The following is a 16,954-nucleotide window of genomic DNA, read 5'->3' as shown; positions in this document are numbered from 1 at the left end:
TTAGCTGGTGCATCCCTAAACGTTGCGTTTTTTAAATTAAACTATTTGAGTGCGTTAGCAGCTAAGAACCAAATGTTGCTCTTTTAACTTTAAAAGCTTTAGTTAGTATTTTTATAATTATTGGGTTACTGTTTGCTAAATTCAATTTTTGAAGGCAAGGGTATGGAATTTATATATCATATTTTAAATTGGGGTTCCCCTTTAGGTTTGGGGTTATTCTTTTTTCTTTCATGTGCTGGTACTGGCATACTATTTTGGGGTTTATCTCAATTTAAAAAAAGCTCTACCACAAATCAATAACGTGGTTTGTTTTTAGTTGGGCCTTTGTTTGAACAACATTTATCGTTCAGTTGCTCAAAGGCCTTAGTTAGAACGCTTTATATTTATCCTGAATATTTGTTATTAGTACCGTCCTTATAAACTGTGTTGGTTTTGTGAGTGTACAATAGATTTTTATTTGCATAATTTGTAATTGAGCAAATAAACAATTTACCAAAAACTGTCCCGCGCTCTTATTTAGTTACTCAATATTAATAATATTATTGGGCTATCTATGTTCTGTTCATTTTTGTTTAGCTAATCTGTTATAACTAACTTCATAATAATAAAGTGCATTTGGTACTTACAAAGCGAACAAATGAACAAAATAAAATCGTTGATTACTCAATTTATTAATGCAATGCAAAAACGACCGGGCTTACTGGCTGTTTTAGCGTTTTGCTCTGGTATTGCAAGCTACGTGCTAGTTGATAGAAAGGAGTCGTTTGCGCAAGTTGTTGCTTTAGTTTTACTTATAAGCTGGTTGTGGTTAATTGTAGATAATTGGCTTCGTGATAAAGTTGAAGAACGATTTGGTGTGAGTGTTTCACCTAATGTAACACGCTTTGCTTTACAAATGATTCAGCAAGAGAGTTTGTTTTTTGCGCTGCCATTTTTTTTAGTTGTTACCCAGTGGGACCATCCTCAAGCAGTATTTACATCACTTATTATTTTGTGTGCGGTTGCATCGGTTATTGATCCCTTCTATTACAAAAAATTAGCTAAAAATAGAACGCTATTTACGGTGTTTCATAACTTTGCTTTGTTTGTAGTTTTACTTGTTACATTGCCTATTTTGTTCAGCTTAACAACCAGTCAAAGTTTAGCTGCTGCATTAGTTATAGCCGTAGTATTAACATTACCTAGTCTTACTAATTTAATGCCTAATGCGCCGTGGTGGCGTTTACCTATTTTAGCAATAATTTTATTCAGTTTGAGTGTAGGCATATGGCAATTAAGAAGCTTTGTTCCACCTGCCGCGCTGCACCTAACAAGCATTACATTAGCGCATGAGGTAAATGAGCAAAGTAAAAAACCGATAGGAAATATTAACTCGTTAAATGAACGCTCGTTACACGCAAAAGGGCTTTATACATGGACAGCGGTAAAAGCACCGCGAGGGTTAAACGAAAAGATATTTCATGTATGGACACACAATAAAAAGCAGGTAGATAAAATAGCGCTTAATATCAGCGGTGGGCGTAAAAGTGGTTATAGAGCATGGACACACAAAGTAAATTTTCCACAAAACGCGGCAGGAAAATGGCAAGTTAAGGTTATGACTGAATCAGGCCAGTTAATTGGTTTAACTAAATTTACGGTGACGCATTAAAACAAGTTGCACAAAAATGTGCTTAAGCATAAATAAATTAATAGGGACTGTACGTATTAAAAAATTATTGTTAACTATCAAAGGGCTTGATAGGCTGTATTAGTAAATTTATTACATTTATTAAGCAAGGAAGAACGATGAACAGTGATGTTTTAATACCTCATTTACCCGAACCAACAATGTCTGCTTTGGCTACAAAAATATATGTGACTGAGGGGCAACACGTAAAAAAAGATGACACATTACTTGATGTGGAAACTGATAAAGTTGTTCTTGAAATTGTTGCCATGGCTAACGGAGTTGTCACCAAGATAAATATAAATGAAGGTGAACAGGTTAGCTCAAACCAAGTGGTGATGCAGTTTGAATATGACGAACTAACCGAGGAGTTAATACAAGCCCCTTTGAGTGATATACCTGCATTTCAAAATAACACCAGCGACGTAGACCAAATTAACACCCATGATATTCAGAGCTCAGTCACTGAAACACCCATTCATAATGAAATAATAAACCTAGATCGAACGATTGATGATCCCAAACAGGCTTGCTTGGATAAACATAATGATACGCCACATACAGAATCTAAAATAGACACCAGAGCACAGCTACCTCAAGAAGTCAGCCATAGTGGTGAGAGTAAAGGGGTGTTTTATACGGTTGCTGTACTAGTGGTAGGCATTATTATTGGTGTAACAGCGAGTCGCTTTATATTTAATTAGTGGAGTAAACGCCAAAAGCGTGGGCTTTTGGCGTAAAATAAAATTAGTTAGCCAATAGCCATTCGCTTAACAAGCGTACACCATAGCCTGTGCCGCCAGGTGATAGTTCACCTTTTCCTTTTTTAACTAACGCATTACCTGCAATATCAATATGAACCCAACGCGTTTCACCCGCAAAATGCTCTAAAAACGTTGCTGCAGTGGTTGCGCCAGGTCCGCCAGACCCTACGTTTGTTATGTCGGCAATGTCTGATTTAAGCATATCTTTATAACCTAATGGTAAACGCCATAGGTTTTCGTTTACCTGCTCGCCAGCAAGTGTTAGCTGATTTACGAGTGTGTCGTCTTTTGAGAAAACAGCCGCATACTCGTTACCAACGGCACGAATTTTTGAACCAGTAAGTGTAGCTACATCAATCATTATGCTTGGGTTAAAGTGCTTACGTGCATACCACATTGCATCACTTAAAACTAAACGGCCTTCGGCGTCGGTGTTGAGTATTTCAACACTTAAGCCTTCAGCTGTTCGAACAACATCGCCAGGCGCTACTGCAAATTGCGAAACCATATTTGCCGCCATGCCCATTACAGCTACAACATTTTTGTCGGCTTTGGCCATAGCCATTGCTTTAACCGTACCGAGAACAGCTGCAGCGCCTGCCATGTCTGATTTCATACGTGCGATAGATGCACCTGTTTTAATACTATAACCGCCCGAGTCGAATGTTATACCTTTACCTACTAACGCTATAGGGTCGTCATTAGAGCCTTTATAATGGGCAACAACTAAGCGAGCACCCTGATCGCTACCGCGGCCAACGGCTTCTAATGCGCCCATACCAAGCTCTTTAAGTTGTTCAGGCTTTAAAACTGTAATGGTCACGCCTAACGATTCAAGCTCTTTTGCAGCATTTGCAAAATCAACTGGCGTCATTTCAGTGGCTACTTCAGAGGTAAGGTCGCGTGCTAAAAATACACCGGCCTGAATACTTTCTAGCTGTTTATACGTCGCTTTCGTCTTTTTTGTGCTATCGACATCAAACGAGTAAGTCACTGTTTGCGTGCTAGGTGTTTGTTTGTATTTTTCAAAGCGATGGTCACGTAGGTTTGCGCCATGCGCAAAGTTTGCAGCTAGTAAATGGTTTGCATCAACACCCGTTACATCGTCAAATAATACATTGGCGGTATCGGCTTTATATTTAACTAATTGAGCGTGTACGTTTCCGCCTAATTTAGCAATGCGTGCTTTATTTAACTCGTTTTGTTTACCAGTTCCGACAACTAATATACGTTTGTAGTTACTATTAAGTGGGGCAATCAGCTGTGTTGTTTTGGCGTATTTACCTTCAAAGTTTTCAACATCAATTATACGTTGCAGCTGTCCATTAAATTGTTTGTCGAGGTTTTTAAATTGATTGTTTTTTCCATCTTGGCTATAAAACACAATTAATGTGTGTGCATCGTTGTCTACTTTTGAAGAAAACGAAAACTGTGCTGCGTGTGTATTTAAACTAGCGCTTATTGCCAGCGTTAAGAGAGAGGCTTTAATTATGTGTTTCATCGTTCACCTAAGATTAATTTAAAACTGTTTTTTACCTATTTTTGACTGCTTAGTTAAGTGCGATAAGCTGAAACGGCAATTAAGAGCGACGTATAACGGCATAAAAATACGTTATAAATTTATTTGCATGTCGGTGATACTAGGCTTAATGTAAAACAAAATATTTACATGGAGTTATATTATGAAGTTTTTATTGTTTTTAGGCACTGTGCGTGAGAGCTCCCCCCCTAAACCAGTACGTCTTGGAAGTAGAGTTAGTAAAGCGTGTTTATTGTGTTTGCAGTCACACTTTAGTGAACATGAATTTGAAATAATTGATGCGTTAGATTACCCAAACGATGCTGTATTTAAACCTCACTTTGCATATACACAGCACAATGCCCCCACTAAACTTAACAATTTGGCCGATAAAATTAAATCTGCTGATGGCTATATAATGATCAGCCCTGAATATAATCACTCTATGAGCCCTGCATTAGCTGATCTTCTCAATCACTTTGGTAGTTCACTGTTTTCGTATAAACCCAGTGCGATTGTTTCTTATTCTGCTGGGCAGTGGGGTGGGGTTCGTGCAGCTATTAGTATGCGCACTTTTTTATCAGAACTTGGGTGTTTACCAGTATCGTCGATGATTCATGTTCCAAAGGCACAGGATGTGTTTAACGAGCTTGGAGAGTTTGCTACTGATGATGATCAGACCTCGTGGTTTAACTATTTTTATCGTACATTTAATCAATTAATATGGTGGGCTGAGGCCGCTAAAATACAGGCTGAATGTAAAAACCCTCATAATATGATTGCAAGCTTTAAAACAAACCCCGCGCAGCGAAATGCGCCTAAAACAACTACTAATTAAGTTATTGTAATTTAAATTATATGTATTTGTACTGTTTGGGTCATCAAAGAGTAGAGAAACCGGTTAGGTGAAATTGAGCAAATAAGTACCAATTTACAGCTATACTGTGTTTATATACAGCATAGCTGTTGCGTTAATAAATACTAAAACAATAAACTAAGTGTTAGGCGTGCAGTTCTGGGCTCAATAGGGTGAAAATGATTATCTTCAACGCCTTGTGCGGGCTCACCAGCTAAACGCGATGCATAATAGTAATCTATATCGTGGTCGGTACTGTTAAACAAGTTAAGTAATTCAAAGTCTACTTTCCAATGGGTTTGCTTATAGCTCACAGAGCTATTAACTACCGTTAGCGGGTTTGAGCGCTTATCACCGTCGTCTGTTAATGTGCGTTTACCAATATGGCGTACCCTGATCGATGATTGCCATTGTTTACTTAAGTGCCAATTTAAACCTGTACTTGCTACAACGGGGACAGCGCCTTCTATGTAATTGTTATTGTCATTTATATCTAAGCGAGAATGTGTAAACGAGGCTTCTAAATCAATATTAAATTGCTCGTTAATCCAGTAATAGGCACTCATTTCTAACCCATACCGCTTAGACGCATCACTTGGCTCTGTATTACCAGCATCTCCGACAAACAATAGTTCTGAGTCGAGTTTTAACCACCAAAGCGCAGCTGACATATTATATTTTTTTTCATCAGCAAATCGTAATCCAATTTCAGCGCCTTCACTTTTTACTAATAGATCGACTCGTTCGGCTTGATCACCTGTTACTGGATCGATATTTATTGTGGAGCCGCGCGCATCGTTAGAGTGAAAAGATTGCCCCCAATTTGCATAGGCAGCTAGCAATTGAGTAAAGCGATAATTTAAGCTTGCTTTAAAACTGATTAAATCATCACTTGCTTTACCTGAGTTTACGGCGGTAATACTGGTTACATTTGTATCAAAATAGTCGTATCTTACACCTGCTGTTGCTTCTAGTTTTTGGGTAAATAAAAGTTTAGACTCCCAAAAGCTTGAATAACTCGTTTGCTTGAGTGCATCTTGCCTTACAGTGCTTAGCTGCTCTCTGGCTTTAGTGTTATAAAGCCCAACGTTATCTATATCGTCGTGTTTAAGATCAAGCCCTGCAGTGTGTTGCATGTTTATGCCTGATGTTTTAGTTTCAAACTGATAACTTAAAGTGGTGCCATAAATATTGCGGCTATCTTGCTGATTAAACTGATCGCCATTAATTGGGTCATTTAAAAAATAACTGAAATTAGAATATAGGTTTAAATCGTAATTTATTACATAAGCGCTGGCTTTCAAATGCTCCCCTTGCCAATTACCCGATAAACTATAACGGCTAGAGCTGCCGCCAAGGGTGGTGTCGAGCGAGCCTAATTGTGTTATTAAATTTTGCGAAACAGCACGCTGTGGAATTTGATCGGCTGAGTTCCATGTGTTGTCGTATGCCATTGCGCTTATTGATAGGTCACCATTAAATGCTTTACCAACATAGCGTAGTAGGGCATTTTTTTTATTTACGTCTTCGTTTATGTCATCCCAAGGGCCGTCGTAGCCTTGCCACTCAGCAGCCGCAATAAGTTTACCTTTTGTAAGGTTAGTTGAGCCAAGTACTACCGCGCGTTTATAGTTATCTTCACCAATACTTAGTTCTATTTGCTGATGTTTAACATTATCAAGCAGTTTAAACTGTGCGCTACCAGCACTTGAAAAATCTCCTTGGCTTGCGCTATATGACCCCTTTTGATAGTTAATGGTAGAAATAGATTCGGGAATTATAAAGTTTAGATCGGTGTAACCTTGGCCGTGTCCGTGGCTACGCATGTTGATAGGCATACCATCGATACTTGTGGCAAAGTCGGTCCCATGGTCTAAGTTAAATCCTCTAATAAAGTATTGGTTTGCTTTACCTGAGCCACTGTGTTGAGTAACCGCCATCCCCGGAATGAGCTCTAACATTTCAGCGCTTCTTAACATTGGGCGCTGCTCAATTTCACCTTGGCCAATAATGCCGCTAGAGGCACTGATTGATTCGCCAATTAAACCATCACGGTGCCCATATACAGTGAGCTTTTCTATATTGGCATGTACAAAACCGCTATATAATGTGCCGATAGTTAAAATTGCTAATGTTTTCATCCTTAAAGTCCTATCTATTATGTTTACTATTCAGTGCTGTTTAAATTAAAACGACTAAGTAAACCTTTTGGATGCAACATTGAGTGTTTTATTATTCAAATAGGGCTTAAGTTTGAAAACTATATTGGTGCTATTGTAATGTCGTTATATAAAACTAATAATCAGAGTGTTAAAACTTACCAGTAATCACATAATTAGAGAGCCTGTATTGAAAGCCAAAGAAATTCGAAATTTTTACATTAACGAAGAGCAATCCGTATATTTGCTGTCGCATCGTGATGCTAAAAAACATCGCCAGTGGCTTAATATTTGTATTAAACAACTTACTTTGCTTGGTTATAAAAATGTAGGAATGATTGGCTCAGGTGCATTTGGGTTTGTATTTGCAGGTGAAGATGACAAAGGCTTGCCTTGGGTGTTTAAGTTTTCACGGATTACGCTTGCTCAAAGTGTACGTGACCGCCTTGAAGACGAAGCGTATATGCTTTCACAAATTAATAATCCGCTGGTGCCTAAATTTTATGCGTTTGAGCGCATTAAAAAGCAGGGCATTTTAATGATGGCGCGCGCCATAGGAGAAGACCTTGAAAAAGTGTCGCTTAAAGAGGGGCGATTTAGCGCGGCTAAAATAATGGCATTAGCCGTTAAATTACGTAATGTGTTACTTGATTTAAGTAACCACAAAAATGGCTTAAGTGCTCAACCAATTGTGCATGGAGATATAAAACCTTCAAATTTGGTGTGGGATGCGCAAACAGACGCTATATCTTTAGTTGACTGGGGGAGTTCGGTATATGCCCAATTACACAGTAACGGTGAGCCCGTAGCCAGTAACTTTATGGATTTAATGTCGGGAGATTTAAGCACGACCAATGCACGTATGGGAGATGTGTACTTTATAGGCGAAGCGCAAATGTCGGGTGAGCAATCATCCCCGCGGTTTGATGAGCAAGGTGTTGCAGCAACTTTATATGCATTAGCGTCTGCACAGTCTTGCCGATTTGGTGCGCAGGCTATTCCTGCAATTTCTTTAGGGCTACCTATAGAGCTCGCTAACGTTATAGATGGCATGCTCAGTAAAAGTAAAACAGTACGTGATGCTGCAGGCGATTACTTTATACGTAATATACCAAAAATGGCAAAAGCGTATTTACCCGATCTTAAATTAACACAGCAAAAAGCCGCCATCCCGTTTTGGTACGGTACCGATGAAGCGCCAGATACCGTAGTTTATAGCTCGCGTAAACAGTTTTTACGCCAAGCCGACCACAACCAACAGTTACTTGATGTAAATGATGCCCAGTTAGACCGATACTACAAAGAATTTTTATTTGATACTGGCGACACCGAAAAAGCATTTTTGGCCTCCATAAGCCGGCTTGCGAAATACCCAGCTGTGGGCGGGCTTAGTTTTCATTGGAAAGATGAATCGTTGTTTATTGAGTCGTCATTAATAATGCACGATGAGTCATTAGGCAAAGCATTTACAGATTCAATAAACAATACAGTGATGTTAGCCCAAGCAATTAACCAAAAAGGGCTATTTAAATGTTGTTTATTTGATGCACGTAAAACCATTCAATTAGAGCGAGATGGCACCGGTGCATTTAAGTTTGATAGTCTTCCTGAGCTAGATTATGAAGTTGTGAGTGTTAAAGCTAACGAAATAACCCGGCCACATTCATACTTTGAAGATGGTAAAGATCCCGATGAGCAATTACAGCTTCCTAAAAAAGTTATTAAATGTGTATTTGAGCTAAACCAAATACACCATACTGGTTGTATTATTTTTGAAGCCTTGCCCGACAGAATGAAAATTCACCACTACTACAGGCTACTCGACTCGACAAAAGAGGCCGAATTTAAACGTTTGTTAAATAAACTAATGCAATATGCTGTAAACATTACCGATGTGGGCGTTGCGGGCTTTATGAAGCTACCCTATAAAAATACACGAGAGTTTGATTTGTGTGCACAACAAGCTGAGCAATTCTTTCCTAAAAACCCAAAACGCGTATAACGTGTCAGCTTTTGTAATGGGTTTTATATGGCTTGGTAAATCAGCCTAATACATTAAAATAACTCACTATGCGGAGACAATGGCTCTAGCTCAAATTGATGAATAAGCTGTTGCTGTTTATTGGTAGCGGTAATTTTATAAGTTTGTTTACTACGGTTATTGGCAAATAAATTAATATTGAATTTTATATTGTTTGTCATTAGAGGTGTGAATCTGCCGGTAATGGTAATTTGATCAACAAATGTATTGTTACCGCTGTGCGCCACTTCTGGGTGTAATAAAAGCCCTTCAATCGAAAAGCGATATTGCTGATCAGACAAATACACGTGCTTTTTAACCTGTTTACTAATGTGATTACGATATTTATTAAATTCAGAGAGTGAAAGTGACCCATCGTTGTTTTCGTCAACACCTAATAATGACGACGCAGGAAGCGACAGCACAACAAACACATGCTCTTCAACAACATTAAGGGTGCCATGTTGCGCAACTATTAAGTGCGCATGTGTTTTTTGAGATATACAAAAAGCGATAATAATTACCCCAATGTTATGTATTAATTTTGAAAGGCGCATAATTTAAAGCTCTCCTTTTACACAACGCTGAAAAAACGGGTAAGTGTCAGTTGCATAGTAGTGATAAATACCATCTGGAAATTCCGGTGTTACGCCAATACGGCCATTGCATTCGTCTAAATCGCCTGAACCTGCAACGTATTCCCAGTCTTGTGCAAATGTTCCTAATGGGTATATGTCGGTAGAAGGTCTGTTTGTACTGACTGTGGTTACGTGTTGGTAACTTCCTGTCATAGCAACGAGTTCAGAAGTGGCGTCGGTTGAATCTGAGTAGCCATAACGTGCATAAATAGGAAAGCCGTCTGCAGCCCAGCCTATTAATGTCATGGTTGTTTCATTACCGCCTTGCATTGTTATAAACCCTTCGGGCATTCCATGGTAATGATACGTCCCATCTGGTTGCACATGGGCATTGTTAGCATCTGTGCCAAAACTAAATGTAGTTTGGCTTAAAGCTTCTATATTCCAGTTGCCGCTATTATCACCTAGGTCGCAATTTTCACCTGAGTCATCACAGCTACCACCTGTGCCGGCATCAATTTTAACGCCATTTAAAACAAGCCCTGTTATACCGCGAGGGCCGCCCATCATTGTAGCGGATGATGATTGAATCGGTGTTAATGTAAAGCTTTCATTTACTGATTGTTCTGCGATGGTATTGGGGTTAGCCGGATTAGGAAAAGTGCCTACGTCGTGGTCAGGAATTCCATTAGCAATAATGTCACGCGTTGTGCCTGTGCATGTCCAATCAGCTGAGCTTGTTGTTTGTACAGAGTCAGCGTTGTTGTATTCATTGTAAGCGTACTCACATAAAACATTGTGTGTAGAACCATTTGCATCAGCATTTGAACCGTCAACTGTTGTGCTGTCAGTTATTACGTCGCTTATTGAAGTATTTTGCTCAGAACCACCGCATGCAACAAGTGATGATATTGCAGTAAAGCACACAATTAGTTTAAATTGTGCAACTAAATTTTTAGAAATACTATTTACTAGGGATGTACTCATAACTTTGAACTCACTGATAAAGAGATCAAAATATTATTCTGTAATTGTTCAAGCAATGTGCAAATATAAATGAAAATTATGTAAGTAAACTTTTATATAAGACTAAACCAAGGGTTTATTATAAAATTTTGGTATATAAGTAAGTATAGGTTGGATAAATGGCAAAGTTAAAACCCAGCGTTACGCTCCAGAGTTATGGTATTTATTCAACTTGGGATAGTAGTAGCAAGGCTCTTCCACAAATTGAGCAATTCACTACCGATGTGATTGCTGAAATAGACGTAGAATTTGGGCTAATAGTAAATATAAAAAAAGCCAAAGGTGAAAAACTACATTTTTGTATTTACCATCCAGACATACCTAACGAAGAGGGGGATGTTATGCCGCCTTTTGAAGGCGTTGAATACGTTAAAAATAACGATTGGCACTTTTATCTTGGCGATACATTGTGGGAGCCCATCAACAATAAACTAGGCCCATGGCGAATGACTTTAACGCTTAATAATAAAATAATTGCAGATAAAACATTTAATGTTGCATTAGAAGCGCAACAAACAGAAGTAGATTTTTGGAAAAAGCGCGGGTACTAGTTCCTAGGCACAACGGCAACATAGGTTTAAATAAGCTAACTTTATCGGTTTACATAGTTATAGTGCTGCAACGCTAAGAACTGGTTACAACAAGGCATAAAAAAAGCCAATAAAAATTGGCTTTTTTAAACTCACTGTTAATTACCCCAAGGGTTACTTGGATTAGACCGTTGTTTGCGTTCTCGAGCACGTTGTTTAGTGGCTTTTTTAGCTTGAATGCGTTTTGCGTCACTAAAGCTTAGTTCACAAGGTTCACCTGGTTTATGTTCGGCCGGTATAACACGATCACGCGGCGGTAACTCGTACTGAACATCATCTGGTTTAGGCAAGTTTTTAAGGCGGTATAGGTAAAAATTCTCTACCTTTTCTTGTGCCCATTGGGTTTTACGTAAAAATTTTACAGCAGATTTAATATCCGGATTATTTTTAAAACAATTAAGCTGCAAGTAAGCGTGCAGGAGTTCCCACCCGTATTGCTCAACCAGCTCTTCAACCACTTGTTCTAATTTTACGCCTTGCAGTGGATTATTACTGAAAAGTTCTTGGTTGCTCATAGGTGTTGCCTCGTTATTAAAATACAAAGTGTATTATAAATTTAATAACGAGGCTTTAATAGTGTAAATAGCCTAACCTTGGCAATTAACTACAACGCGGCCACGAATTTTACCTTCCATGAGTTGCTCGGCGTTTTCAATTACTTGTTCGAGTGTAATTTCTGTTGAAATTTTATCTAAATAGTCAGCTTTTACTAATGTAGATAGTCTTTCCCATGCTTCAATTCTGTCTGCTTTTGGTCGCATAACACTATCGATTCCGATAAGTGAAACTCCTCGTAAAATAAAGGGCGCAACTGATGCGGGTAAATCCATGCCTTGAGCTAAACCACATGCAGTGACTACACCACCGTATTTAAGAGAAGCGCAAATATTTGCAAGCGTATGGCTGCCAACAGAATCTATAGCTGCAGCAAAACGTTCTTTTTGAAGCGGTTTCCCCGGGTTTGATAACTCATCTCTGTTAATTATGTGAGATGCACCAAGCTCTTTTAAGTACTCGCTTTGATCTACTCGTCCTGTGGCGGCGGTTACGTTATAGCCGAGCTTACTTAATAAATAAATAGCAAAGCTGCCAACACCACCGTTTGCACCTGTAACTAAAATTTCACCATCGTTAGGTTTAACCCCTTGTTTTTCGAGTGCTATAACGCTCAACATAGCGGTATAACCGGCAGTCCCAATTTGCATTGCTTGTTTTGGACTGATAGCAGCGGGTAGGGGAATTAACCAGTCACTATTTAGTGCTGCTTTTTGTGCAAGGCCGCCCCAATGTTTTTCGCCAACACCAAAACCATTTAAAATAACATGATCGCCATTTTTAAATTCATCGCTGGTGGAGGTTGTTACAGTGCCTACTAAATCTATACCTGGCACCATCGGAAAGGTTCTCACTACCGGGCCTTTACCTGTAATGGCTAGACCGTCTTTATAGTTTAATGTGCTGTACAACACATTTATTGTGGTATTTTCGTCAGGTAAATCATTTTCGTTAAGCTGTGATAAAGAAGCGCTGTAGTTATTGTCTTCTTTATTAATAACAATGGCTTTAATTGGGTTATTCATATCATATCCTTTTAGACCGATCGTCTTTTAATTGGTAAATAAAAGTGCATTATGTAAGTAATGCACGCAAAAACATTTCAGTGTATAACGTAAGGGGTGTACTTGACTTGGTAAGTTTTGCTCGCATTACTGCGCCTTCCCAACCAATCCAAAAGTATTCGCTCATTAATTGTGTATTGACAGTTTTAGAAATAGTGCCTTGCTGTTTAGCTTGATTTAAACAGTTTTCAATTTGTATTTGCCAAGCTGTGTAGCTTTGCAATAAGCGATTCTTAAATTCGTCGCTCAAGTGATTTAATTCTTGGTTTAAATTACCGACTAAGCAACCGCGTTTATAATCGTACTTACCCATGCCTTTAATGGCACTTTGTGTAAAGTTTACTATGCGTTCCAGCGGAGGAATATTTTGTTGATCAAGGTAATGGTTTAGCTTTGCAATAAAGTAACTGTCGTAGGCGTCAACCAACGCAATGCCATAGGCTTCTTTACTTTTAAAGTAATGGTAAAAGGAGCCTTTAGGTACTGAGGCTTTTTTTAATATTGTATCGAGTCCTGTGGCGCTAAAACCAAACTCTGTTAACGTTTCTAAACCCGTACGTATAAGTAACGCTTTGGTATCGGCGTTATCTCTGGCTATTTTAGGAGGACGGCCACGTCGTGGAGTTACTGTATTATTTTTGTTCATACCTACATATTAGACCGATCGGCTTTTAATGTGCAAGTACTAAATTCATCTGTTTAAAAATATTTTATGAATTACATTTTTGTTTGAACTTCAGTTATTTTTATTAGTCAATAATTGAGGTTGATACACAAATTGTGCGACTTAGTAATTAATGGTTTTAGATAGATGCCTAAGTTGTATATTGCGGTGGTATGACCAGGTTGATTCTTTAAATGTTAATTCATTTTTGCATCAGCAGCTTAGTTAATGTCAAACAATTTAATTGTTTTTGTTATTTGAACTTTACATTTTTATTAACTATTCATTAATTGTAGATTTCACTTATGCTACAAAATATATAATTAAAAAAGGTGAGGATAATACCGATGAAGAGACAGAAAAGAGATCGTTTAGAAAGAGCTCATTCTCAAGGTTTCAAAGCAGGTTTAGCAGGTCGTTCTAAAGAGCTATGCCCTTATCAACAGATAGATCCAAAGTCAGAGTGGTTAGGTGGATGGCGAGAGGCAATTGAAAATCGAAATATGTATAAAACCTAATTATTACCCAAATTTAAGCAAAAAGGCCTCCAAATTGGAGGCCTTTTTGTATTTATATTGTAAATCTATTAAAAAGACGTGGTGTCTTGAAATAAACCTACTTTTAAATCTTTGGCTTCATATATTACGCGGCCATCTACTTCAACAGTGCCATCTGCAACACCCATAAAGAGTTTACGTTTAATTACGCGTTTCATTTCAAGGCGGTAGGTTACTTTTTTAGACGTTGGAAGTATTTGGCCTGTAAATTTAACTTCACCTACACCTAAAGCGCGCCCAAGACCAGGACCACCTGACCAACCAAGATAAAAACCCACTAGTTGCCACATTGCATCAAGGCCTAAACATCCTGGCATAACAGGGTCACCTTTAAAGTGACAATCAAAAAACCAAAGGGTCGGGTCAATATCAAGCTCAGCAATTATTTCACCTTTACCGTGGCTTCCACCATCAGCATTTATAGAGGTAATGCGGTCCATCATTAACATGTTATCGCTAGGTAAACGACAGTTGCCTTCACCAAACATTTCACCTTGACCACATAGGATCAATTCTTCTTTTGTATAGCTGTTTTTAGGTTCCATAACTCTTTATCTTCGCTTAGAAATTGCCCGTACTTTAGCGTACACTTGTACGCTAAACAACTCGGAGCAGTTAAATACTTACTATATTGAGTATTAAATCATCAATCAAACAATGCGTTAGGTTTTTGCTTTATAAAACCGCGCAATTACAATCAAAAATCATTATAATTAACGCTGTCTTATAACTAGTCTAAAGGAAGTTTATGATCCTTTTTGTTAACTCACTTACTGTGATAGATTTTTCTTACTTATGTAACAAACGCGGCGCCGTTGGCGAGAGCTGGATTGTTGATTTAACTTTGCACGGTAAACTTAACGACGAGTCTATGGTGTTAGACTTTGGATTAGTTAAAAAACAAATTAAAGGTATTATTGATGAATGTATTGATCACCGTTTAGCTATTCCTAATAGCATAAATGGTTCAGTGACTGAATTTGATGAGCACAAAACACTAGATTGCACTTTTGGCGACAACCACCACTTGGCAATGAGTGCACCGCATCAAGCCTATTGTATGATTGATGCCGATGAAATTAATGTGGAGTCGGTAACTGCATTTTTAGTTGATACTATTTTACCTAAGTTGCCTTCAAACATAGAAAAAATAGAGTTATCGTTAAAACCAGAACATAGCCAAAGCTTTTATTATCATTATAGTCATGGTCTTAAAAAACATGATGGTAATTGTCAGCGCATTATTCATGGTCATCGTTCTCAAATAGGTATAAGCCTAGACGGTATTTCCATGCCACGCTTACAAAAAGAATGGGCAATGCAGTGGGAAGATATATACCTAGCAACAAGTGAAGACCAAATAGAACCGCAAAACTTAAAGCATATTAGCGCAAGAGATAATGATGTTTGTTTTGCTTATACATCAGCTCAAGGTTATTTCGAAATGGCCATTAGTGAAACGCGCTGTGATATTTTACCGATAGACACAACCGTTGAATGTATTGCGGGGTATATTGCAGGGCAAGTTAAAGCCAAGCACCCTGAACAAAATGTTAAAATAACCGCGTATGAAGGGGTTGGCAAAGGAGCAATTAGTTATGCTTAAGTCACTTTTATCTGCGTTGGTTTTAGCAACATTTAGTGTAAATTCGTTAGCTGTTGAGCTAAAAGGACACCTGACTCAAGGCGGCTTAGTAACAGGAAAGCTTAGCGATGCGCAGTCTGTTAGTTTAAACGACACACCGTTAAAGCTTTCAAAGAATGGTGATTTTGTATTTGGTTTTGGCCGTGACGCAAAAACAAATCATACACTTAGCTGGGTTGATACGAATGGCAAAAAGCATACCCAGAATCTTATTATTACCAAGCGTGATTACAACATTGACAAAATAACGGGTGTTGCAAAAAAATACGTTTCTCCGCCTAAATCTGTAAGTGAACGCATAAGCAGAGAAGCGGTTGCGGTAAGAAATGCCCGTGCTGTTAATTCAGACCTTACTTACTTTTTAGACCCAGTATTAAAACCTGCACAAGGGCGTATTTCGGGTGTGTATGGCAGCCAGCGTTACTTTAATGGTGAACCACGTCGCGCGCATTTTGGTTTAGATATAGCTAACAAAACTGGTTCGCCAGTATATGCGCCAATTGGTGGCACTGTTGTTTTTGCAGAACCCGATTTATATTATTCTGGCGGAACACTTATTTTAGATCATGGCCATGGTATTACCTCTACTTACATACATTTAAGTAAGTTAGATGTAAACGTGGGTGATAAAGTTAAACAAGGTAATAAAGTTGCTGAAATTGGTGCAACCGGCCGAGTTACAGGCCCGCATTTAGATTGGCGCTTTAACTGGAAAGGCGAACGCCTTGATCCAGGGTTATTAATGCAAGATACGTTAGCCAACAAAAAGTAGAGACTATGACAGACGTAAATCGTGATGCAATTATTGCTCAGCGTATAAAAGATTCAACAACATCAGTTACAAAAACGGTATTCCCAGGGCGTACCAATCATCACAATACACTATTTGGTGGCGATGCATTAGCATGGATGGACGAGGTTGCATTTATTGCTGCAACGCGTTTTTGCCGTAAGCCCTTGGTAACTATTTCTTCTGATAGAGTAGACTTTAAAGAAGCAATACCTGCAGGTACATTTGCTGAACTAATAGCTAAAGTTGTGCATGTTGGTAACACTAGCTTAAAAGTAGATGTTGATATACTGCTTGAAACAATGCACAAAGATGATAAACACTCGGCTATAAGCGGTAGTTTTACATTTGTTGCTGTAGATGATAATCATAGGCCAACACCTGTTGTTTGCGCCAAAATGATTAACGGGTTTAAGTAAAATTAATATAAAAATATAAGCACCAGAGTAGGTGCTTATATTTTAGCTGCATAAGAACACATCATACTTTAATTGTATT

17 protein-coding genes are annotated in these 16,954 nt (G+C 38.4%); 9 read left to right on the top strand and 8 right to left on the bottom strand.

What is annotated here, in order from left to right:
* Positions 1 to 637 precede the first annotated feature (637 nt).
* Both ATS72_RS03935 and ATS72_RS03930 read left to right on the top strand, forming a co-directional pair.
* Positions 638 to 1,651, top strand: a complete 1,014-nt coding sequence (locus ATS72_RS03935; protein WP_058428915.1) for a DUF5924 family protein — start codon at positions 638 to 640, stop codon at positions 1,649 to 1,651.
* Between the two features lie 137 nt (positions 1,652 to 1,788).
* Positions 1,789 to 2,373 carry a lipoyl domain-containing protein gene (locus ATS72_RS03930; RefSeq protein ID WP_058428914.1) on the top strand — a complete coding sequence of 195 codons (585 nt, stop codon included), beginning with the start codon at positions 1,789 to 1,791 and terminating at the stop codon, positions 2,371 to 2,373.
* A 43-nt stretch (positions 2,374 to 2,416) separates the two neighbouring features.
* Here the strand turns inward: ATS72_RS03930 and ATS72_RS03925 are convergent, their stop codons facing one another.
* On the bottom strand, positions 2,417 to 3,934 hold the full coding sequence (locus tag ATS72_RS03925; RefSeq protein WP_058428913.1) for a leucyl aminopeptidase: 1,518 nt from the start codon (positions 3,932 to 3,934) through the stop codon (positions 2,417 to 2,419).
* A 181-nt stretch (positions 3,935 to 4,115) separates the two neighbouring features.
* On the opposite strand from ATS72_RS03925, the gene ATS72_RS03920 reads away from it, so the two are divergent.
* Entirely contained in the window at positions 4,116 to 4,790 is a 675-nt protein-coding gene (locus ATS72_RS03920) for an NADPH-dependent FMN reductase (RefSeq protein WP_058428912.1), read from the top strand.
* A 143-nt stretch (positions 4,791 to 4,933) separates the two neighbouring features.
* On the opposite strand, the gene ATS72_RS03915 is transcribed toward ATS72_RS03920, so the two are convergent.
* Positions 4,934 to 6,949, bottom strand: coding sequence for a TonB-dependent receptor (locus tag ATS72_RS03915; protein ID WP_058428911.1), 2,016 nt, complete (start codon positions 6,947 to 6,949; stop codon positions 4,934 to 4,936).
* A 208-nt stretch (positions 6,950 to 7,157) separates the two neighbouring features.
* Here ATS72_RS03915 and ATS72_RS03910 point away from each other — a divergent pair, with 208 nt between their 5' ends.
* The gene (locus ATS72_RS03910) at positions 7,158 to 8,969 is read left to right on the top strand and encodes a protein kinase domain-containing protein (protein WP_058429174.1); all 1,812 of its coding nucleotides are present in this window, start codon (positions 7,158 to 7,160) and stop codon (positions 8,967 to 8,969) included.
* A gap of 53 nt (positions 8,970 to 9,022) precedes the next feature.
* Here ATS72_RS03910 and ATS72_RS03905 read toward each other — a convergent pair whose 3' ends face one another.
* Positions 9,023 to 9,544, bottom strand: a complete 522-nt coding sequence (locus ATS72_RS03905; RefSeq protein WP_058428910.1) for a hypothetical protein — start codon at positions 9,542 to 9,544, stop codon at positions 9,023 to 9,025.
* 3 nt (positions 9,545 to 9,547) lie between these two features.
* Positions 9,548 to 10,552 carry a YHYH protein gene (locus ATS72_RS03900; RefSeq protein ID WP_058428909.1) on the bottom strand — a complete coding sequence of 335 codons (1,005 nt, stop codon included), beginning with the start codon at positions 10,550 to 10,552 and terminating at the stop codon, positions 9,548 to 9,550.
* Between the two features lie 158 nt (positions 10,553 to 10,710).
* Between ATS72_RS03900 and ATS72_RS03895 the strand changes: the two genes are divergently transcribed.
* Positions 10,711 to 11,142: a DUF3859 domain-containing protein gene (locus tag ATS72_RS03895; RefSeq protein WP_058428908.1), complete on the top strand. Its 432-nt coding sequence runs from the start codon at positions 10,711 to 10,713 to the stop codon at positions 11,140 to 11,142.
* Between the two features lie 137 nt (positions 11,143 to 11,279).
* On the opposite strand, the gene ATS72_RS03890 is transcribed toward ATS72_RS03895, so the two are convergent.
* The 3 genes from ATS72_RS03890 to acuR form a co-directional block, all read right to left on the bottom strand.
* Entirely contained in the window at positions 11,280 to 11,696 is a 417-nt protein-coding gene (locus ATS72_RS03890) for a VF530 family DNA-binding protein (protein WP_008126969.1), read from the bottom strand.
* A gap of 72 nt (positions 11,697 to 11,768) precedes the next feature.
* The gene (gene acuI, locus ATS72_RS03885; protein ID WP_058428907.1) at positions 11,769 to 12,761 is read right to left on the bottom strand and encodes an acrylyl-CoA reductase (NADPH); all 993 of its coding nucleotides are present in this window, start codon (positions 12,759 to 12,761) and stop codon (positions 11,769 to 11,771) included.
* A 49-nt stretch (positions 12,762 to 12,810) separates the two neighbouring features.
* Positions 12,811 to 13,446 carry an acrylate utilization transcriptional regulator AcuR gene (acuR, locus tag ATS72_RS03880; RefSeq protein ID WP_010556516.1) on the bottom strand — a complete coding sequence of 212 codons (636 nt, stop codon included), beginning with the start codon at positions 13,444 to 13,446 and terminating at the stop codon, positions 12,811 to 12,813.
* Between the two features lie 365 nt (positions 13,447 to 13,811).
* Here acuR and rmf point away from each other — a divergent pair, with 365 nt between their 5' ends.
* Positions 13,812 to 13,982 (top strand): ribosome modulation factor, encoded by a 171-nt coding sequence (gene rmf, locus ATS72_RS03875; protein WP_004586522.1) that lies wholly within the window; start codon positions 13,812 to 13,814, stop codon positions 13,980 to 13,982.
* A 68-nt stretch (positions 13,983 to 14,050) separates the two neighbouring features.
* Here rmf and fabA read toward each other — a convergent pair whose 3' ends face one another.
* Positions 14,051 to 14,566, bottom strand: a complete 516-nt coding sequence (gene fabA / locus ATS72_RS03870) for a bifunctional 3-hydroxydecanoyl-ACP dehydratase/trans-2-decenoyl-ACP isomerase (RefSeq protein WP_006792937.1) — start codon at positions 14,564 to 14,566, stop codon at positions 14,051 to 14,053.
* Positions 14,567 to 14,769: 203 nt separating this feature from the next.
* Between fabA and ATS72_RS03865 the strand changes: the two genes are divergently transcribed.
* The 3 genes from ATS72_RS03865 to ATS72_RS03855 are packed head-to-tail and all read left to right on the top strand — an operon-like array spanning position 14,770 to position 16,875.
* Complete coding sequence (locus ATS72_RS03865) at positions 14,770 to 15,627, top strand: 6-carboxytetrahydropterin synthase (RefSeq protein WP_039036962.1); 858 nt, start codon at positions 14,770 to 14,772, stop codon at positions 15,625 to 15,627.
* Positions 15,620 to 16,438 (top strand): M23 family metallopeptidase, encoded by an 819-nt coding sequence (locus ATS72_RS03860; RefSeq protein WP_039036963.1) that lies wholly within the window; start codon positions 15,620 to 15,622, stop codon positions 16,436 to 16,438. The genes ATS72_RS03865 and ATS72_RS03860 overlap by 8 nt, the downstream gene beginning before the upstream one ends.
* Before the next feature lie 5 nt (positions 16,439 to 16,443).
* Entirely contained in the window at positions 16,444 to 16,875 is a 432-nt protein-coding gene (locus ATS72_RS03855) for an acyl-CoA thioesterase (RefSeq protein ID WP_006792940.1), read from the top strand.
* Positions 16,876 to 16,954 lie beyond the last annotated feature (79 nt).

This window comes from Pseudoalteromonas sp. 13-15 (assembly GCF_001468205.2).
In the GTDB taxonomy this organism is placed as follows: domain Bacteria; phylum Pseudomonadota; class Gammaproteobacteria; order Enterobacterales; family Alteromonadaceae; genus Pseudoalteromonas; species Pseudoalteromonas marina.
Note: the sequence above shows the minus strand (reverse complement) of the source record. Positions and strands in the feature narration are given on the sequence as shown.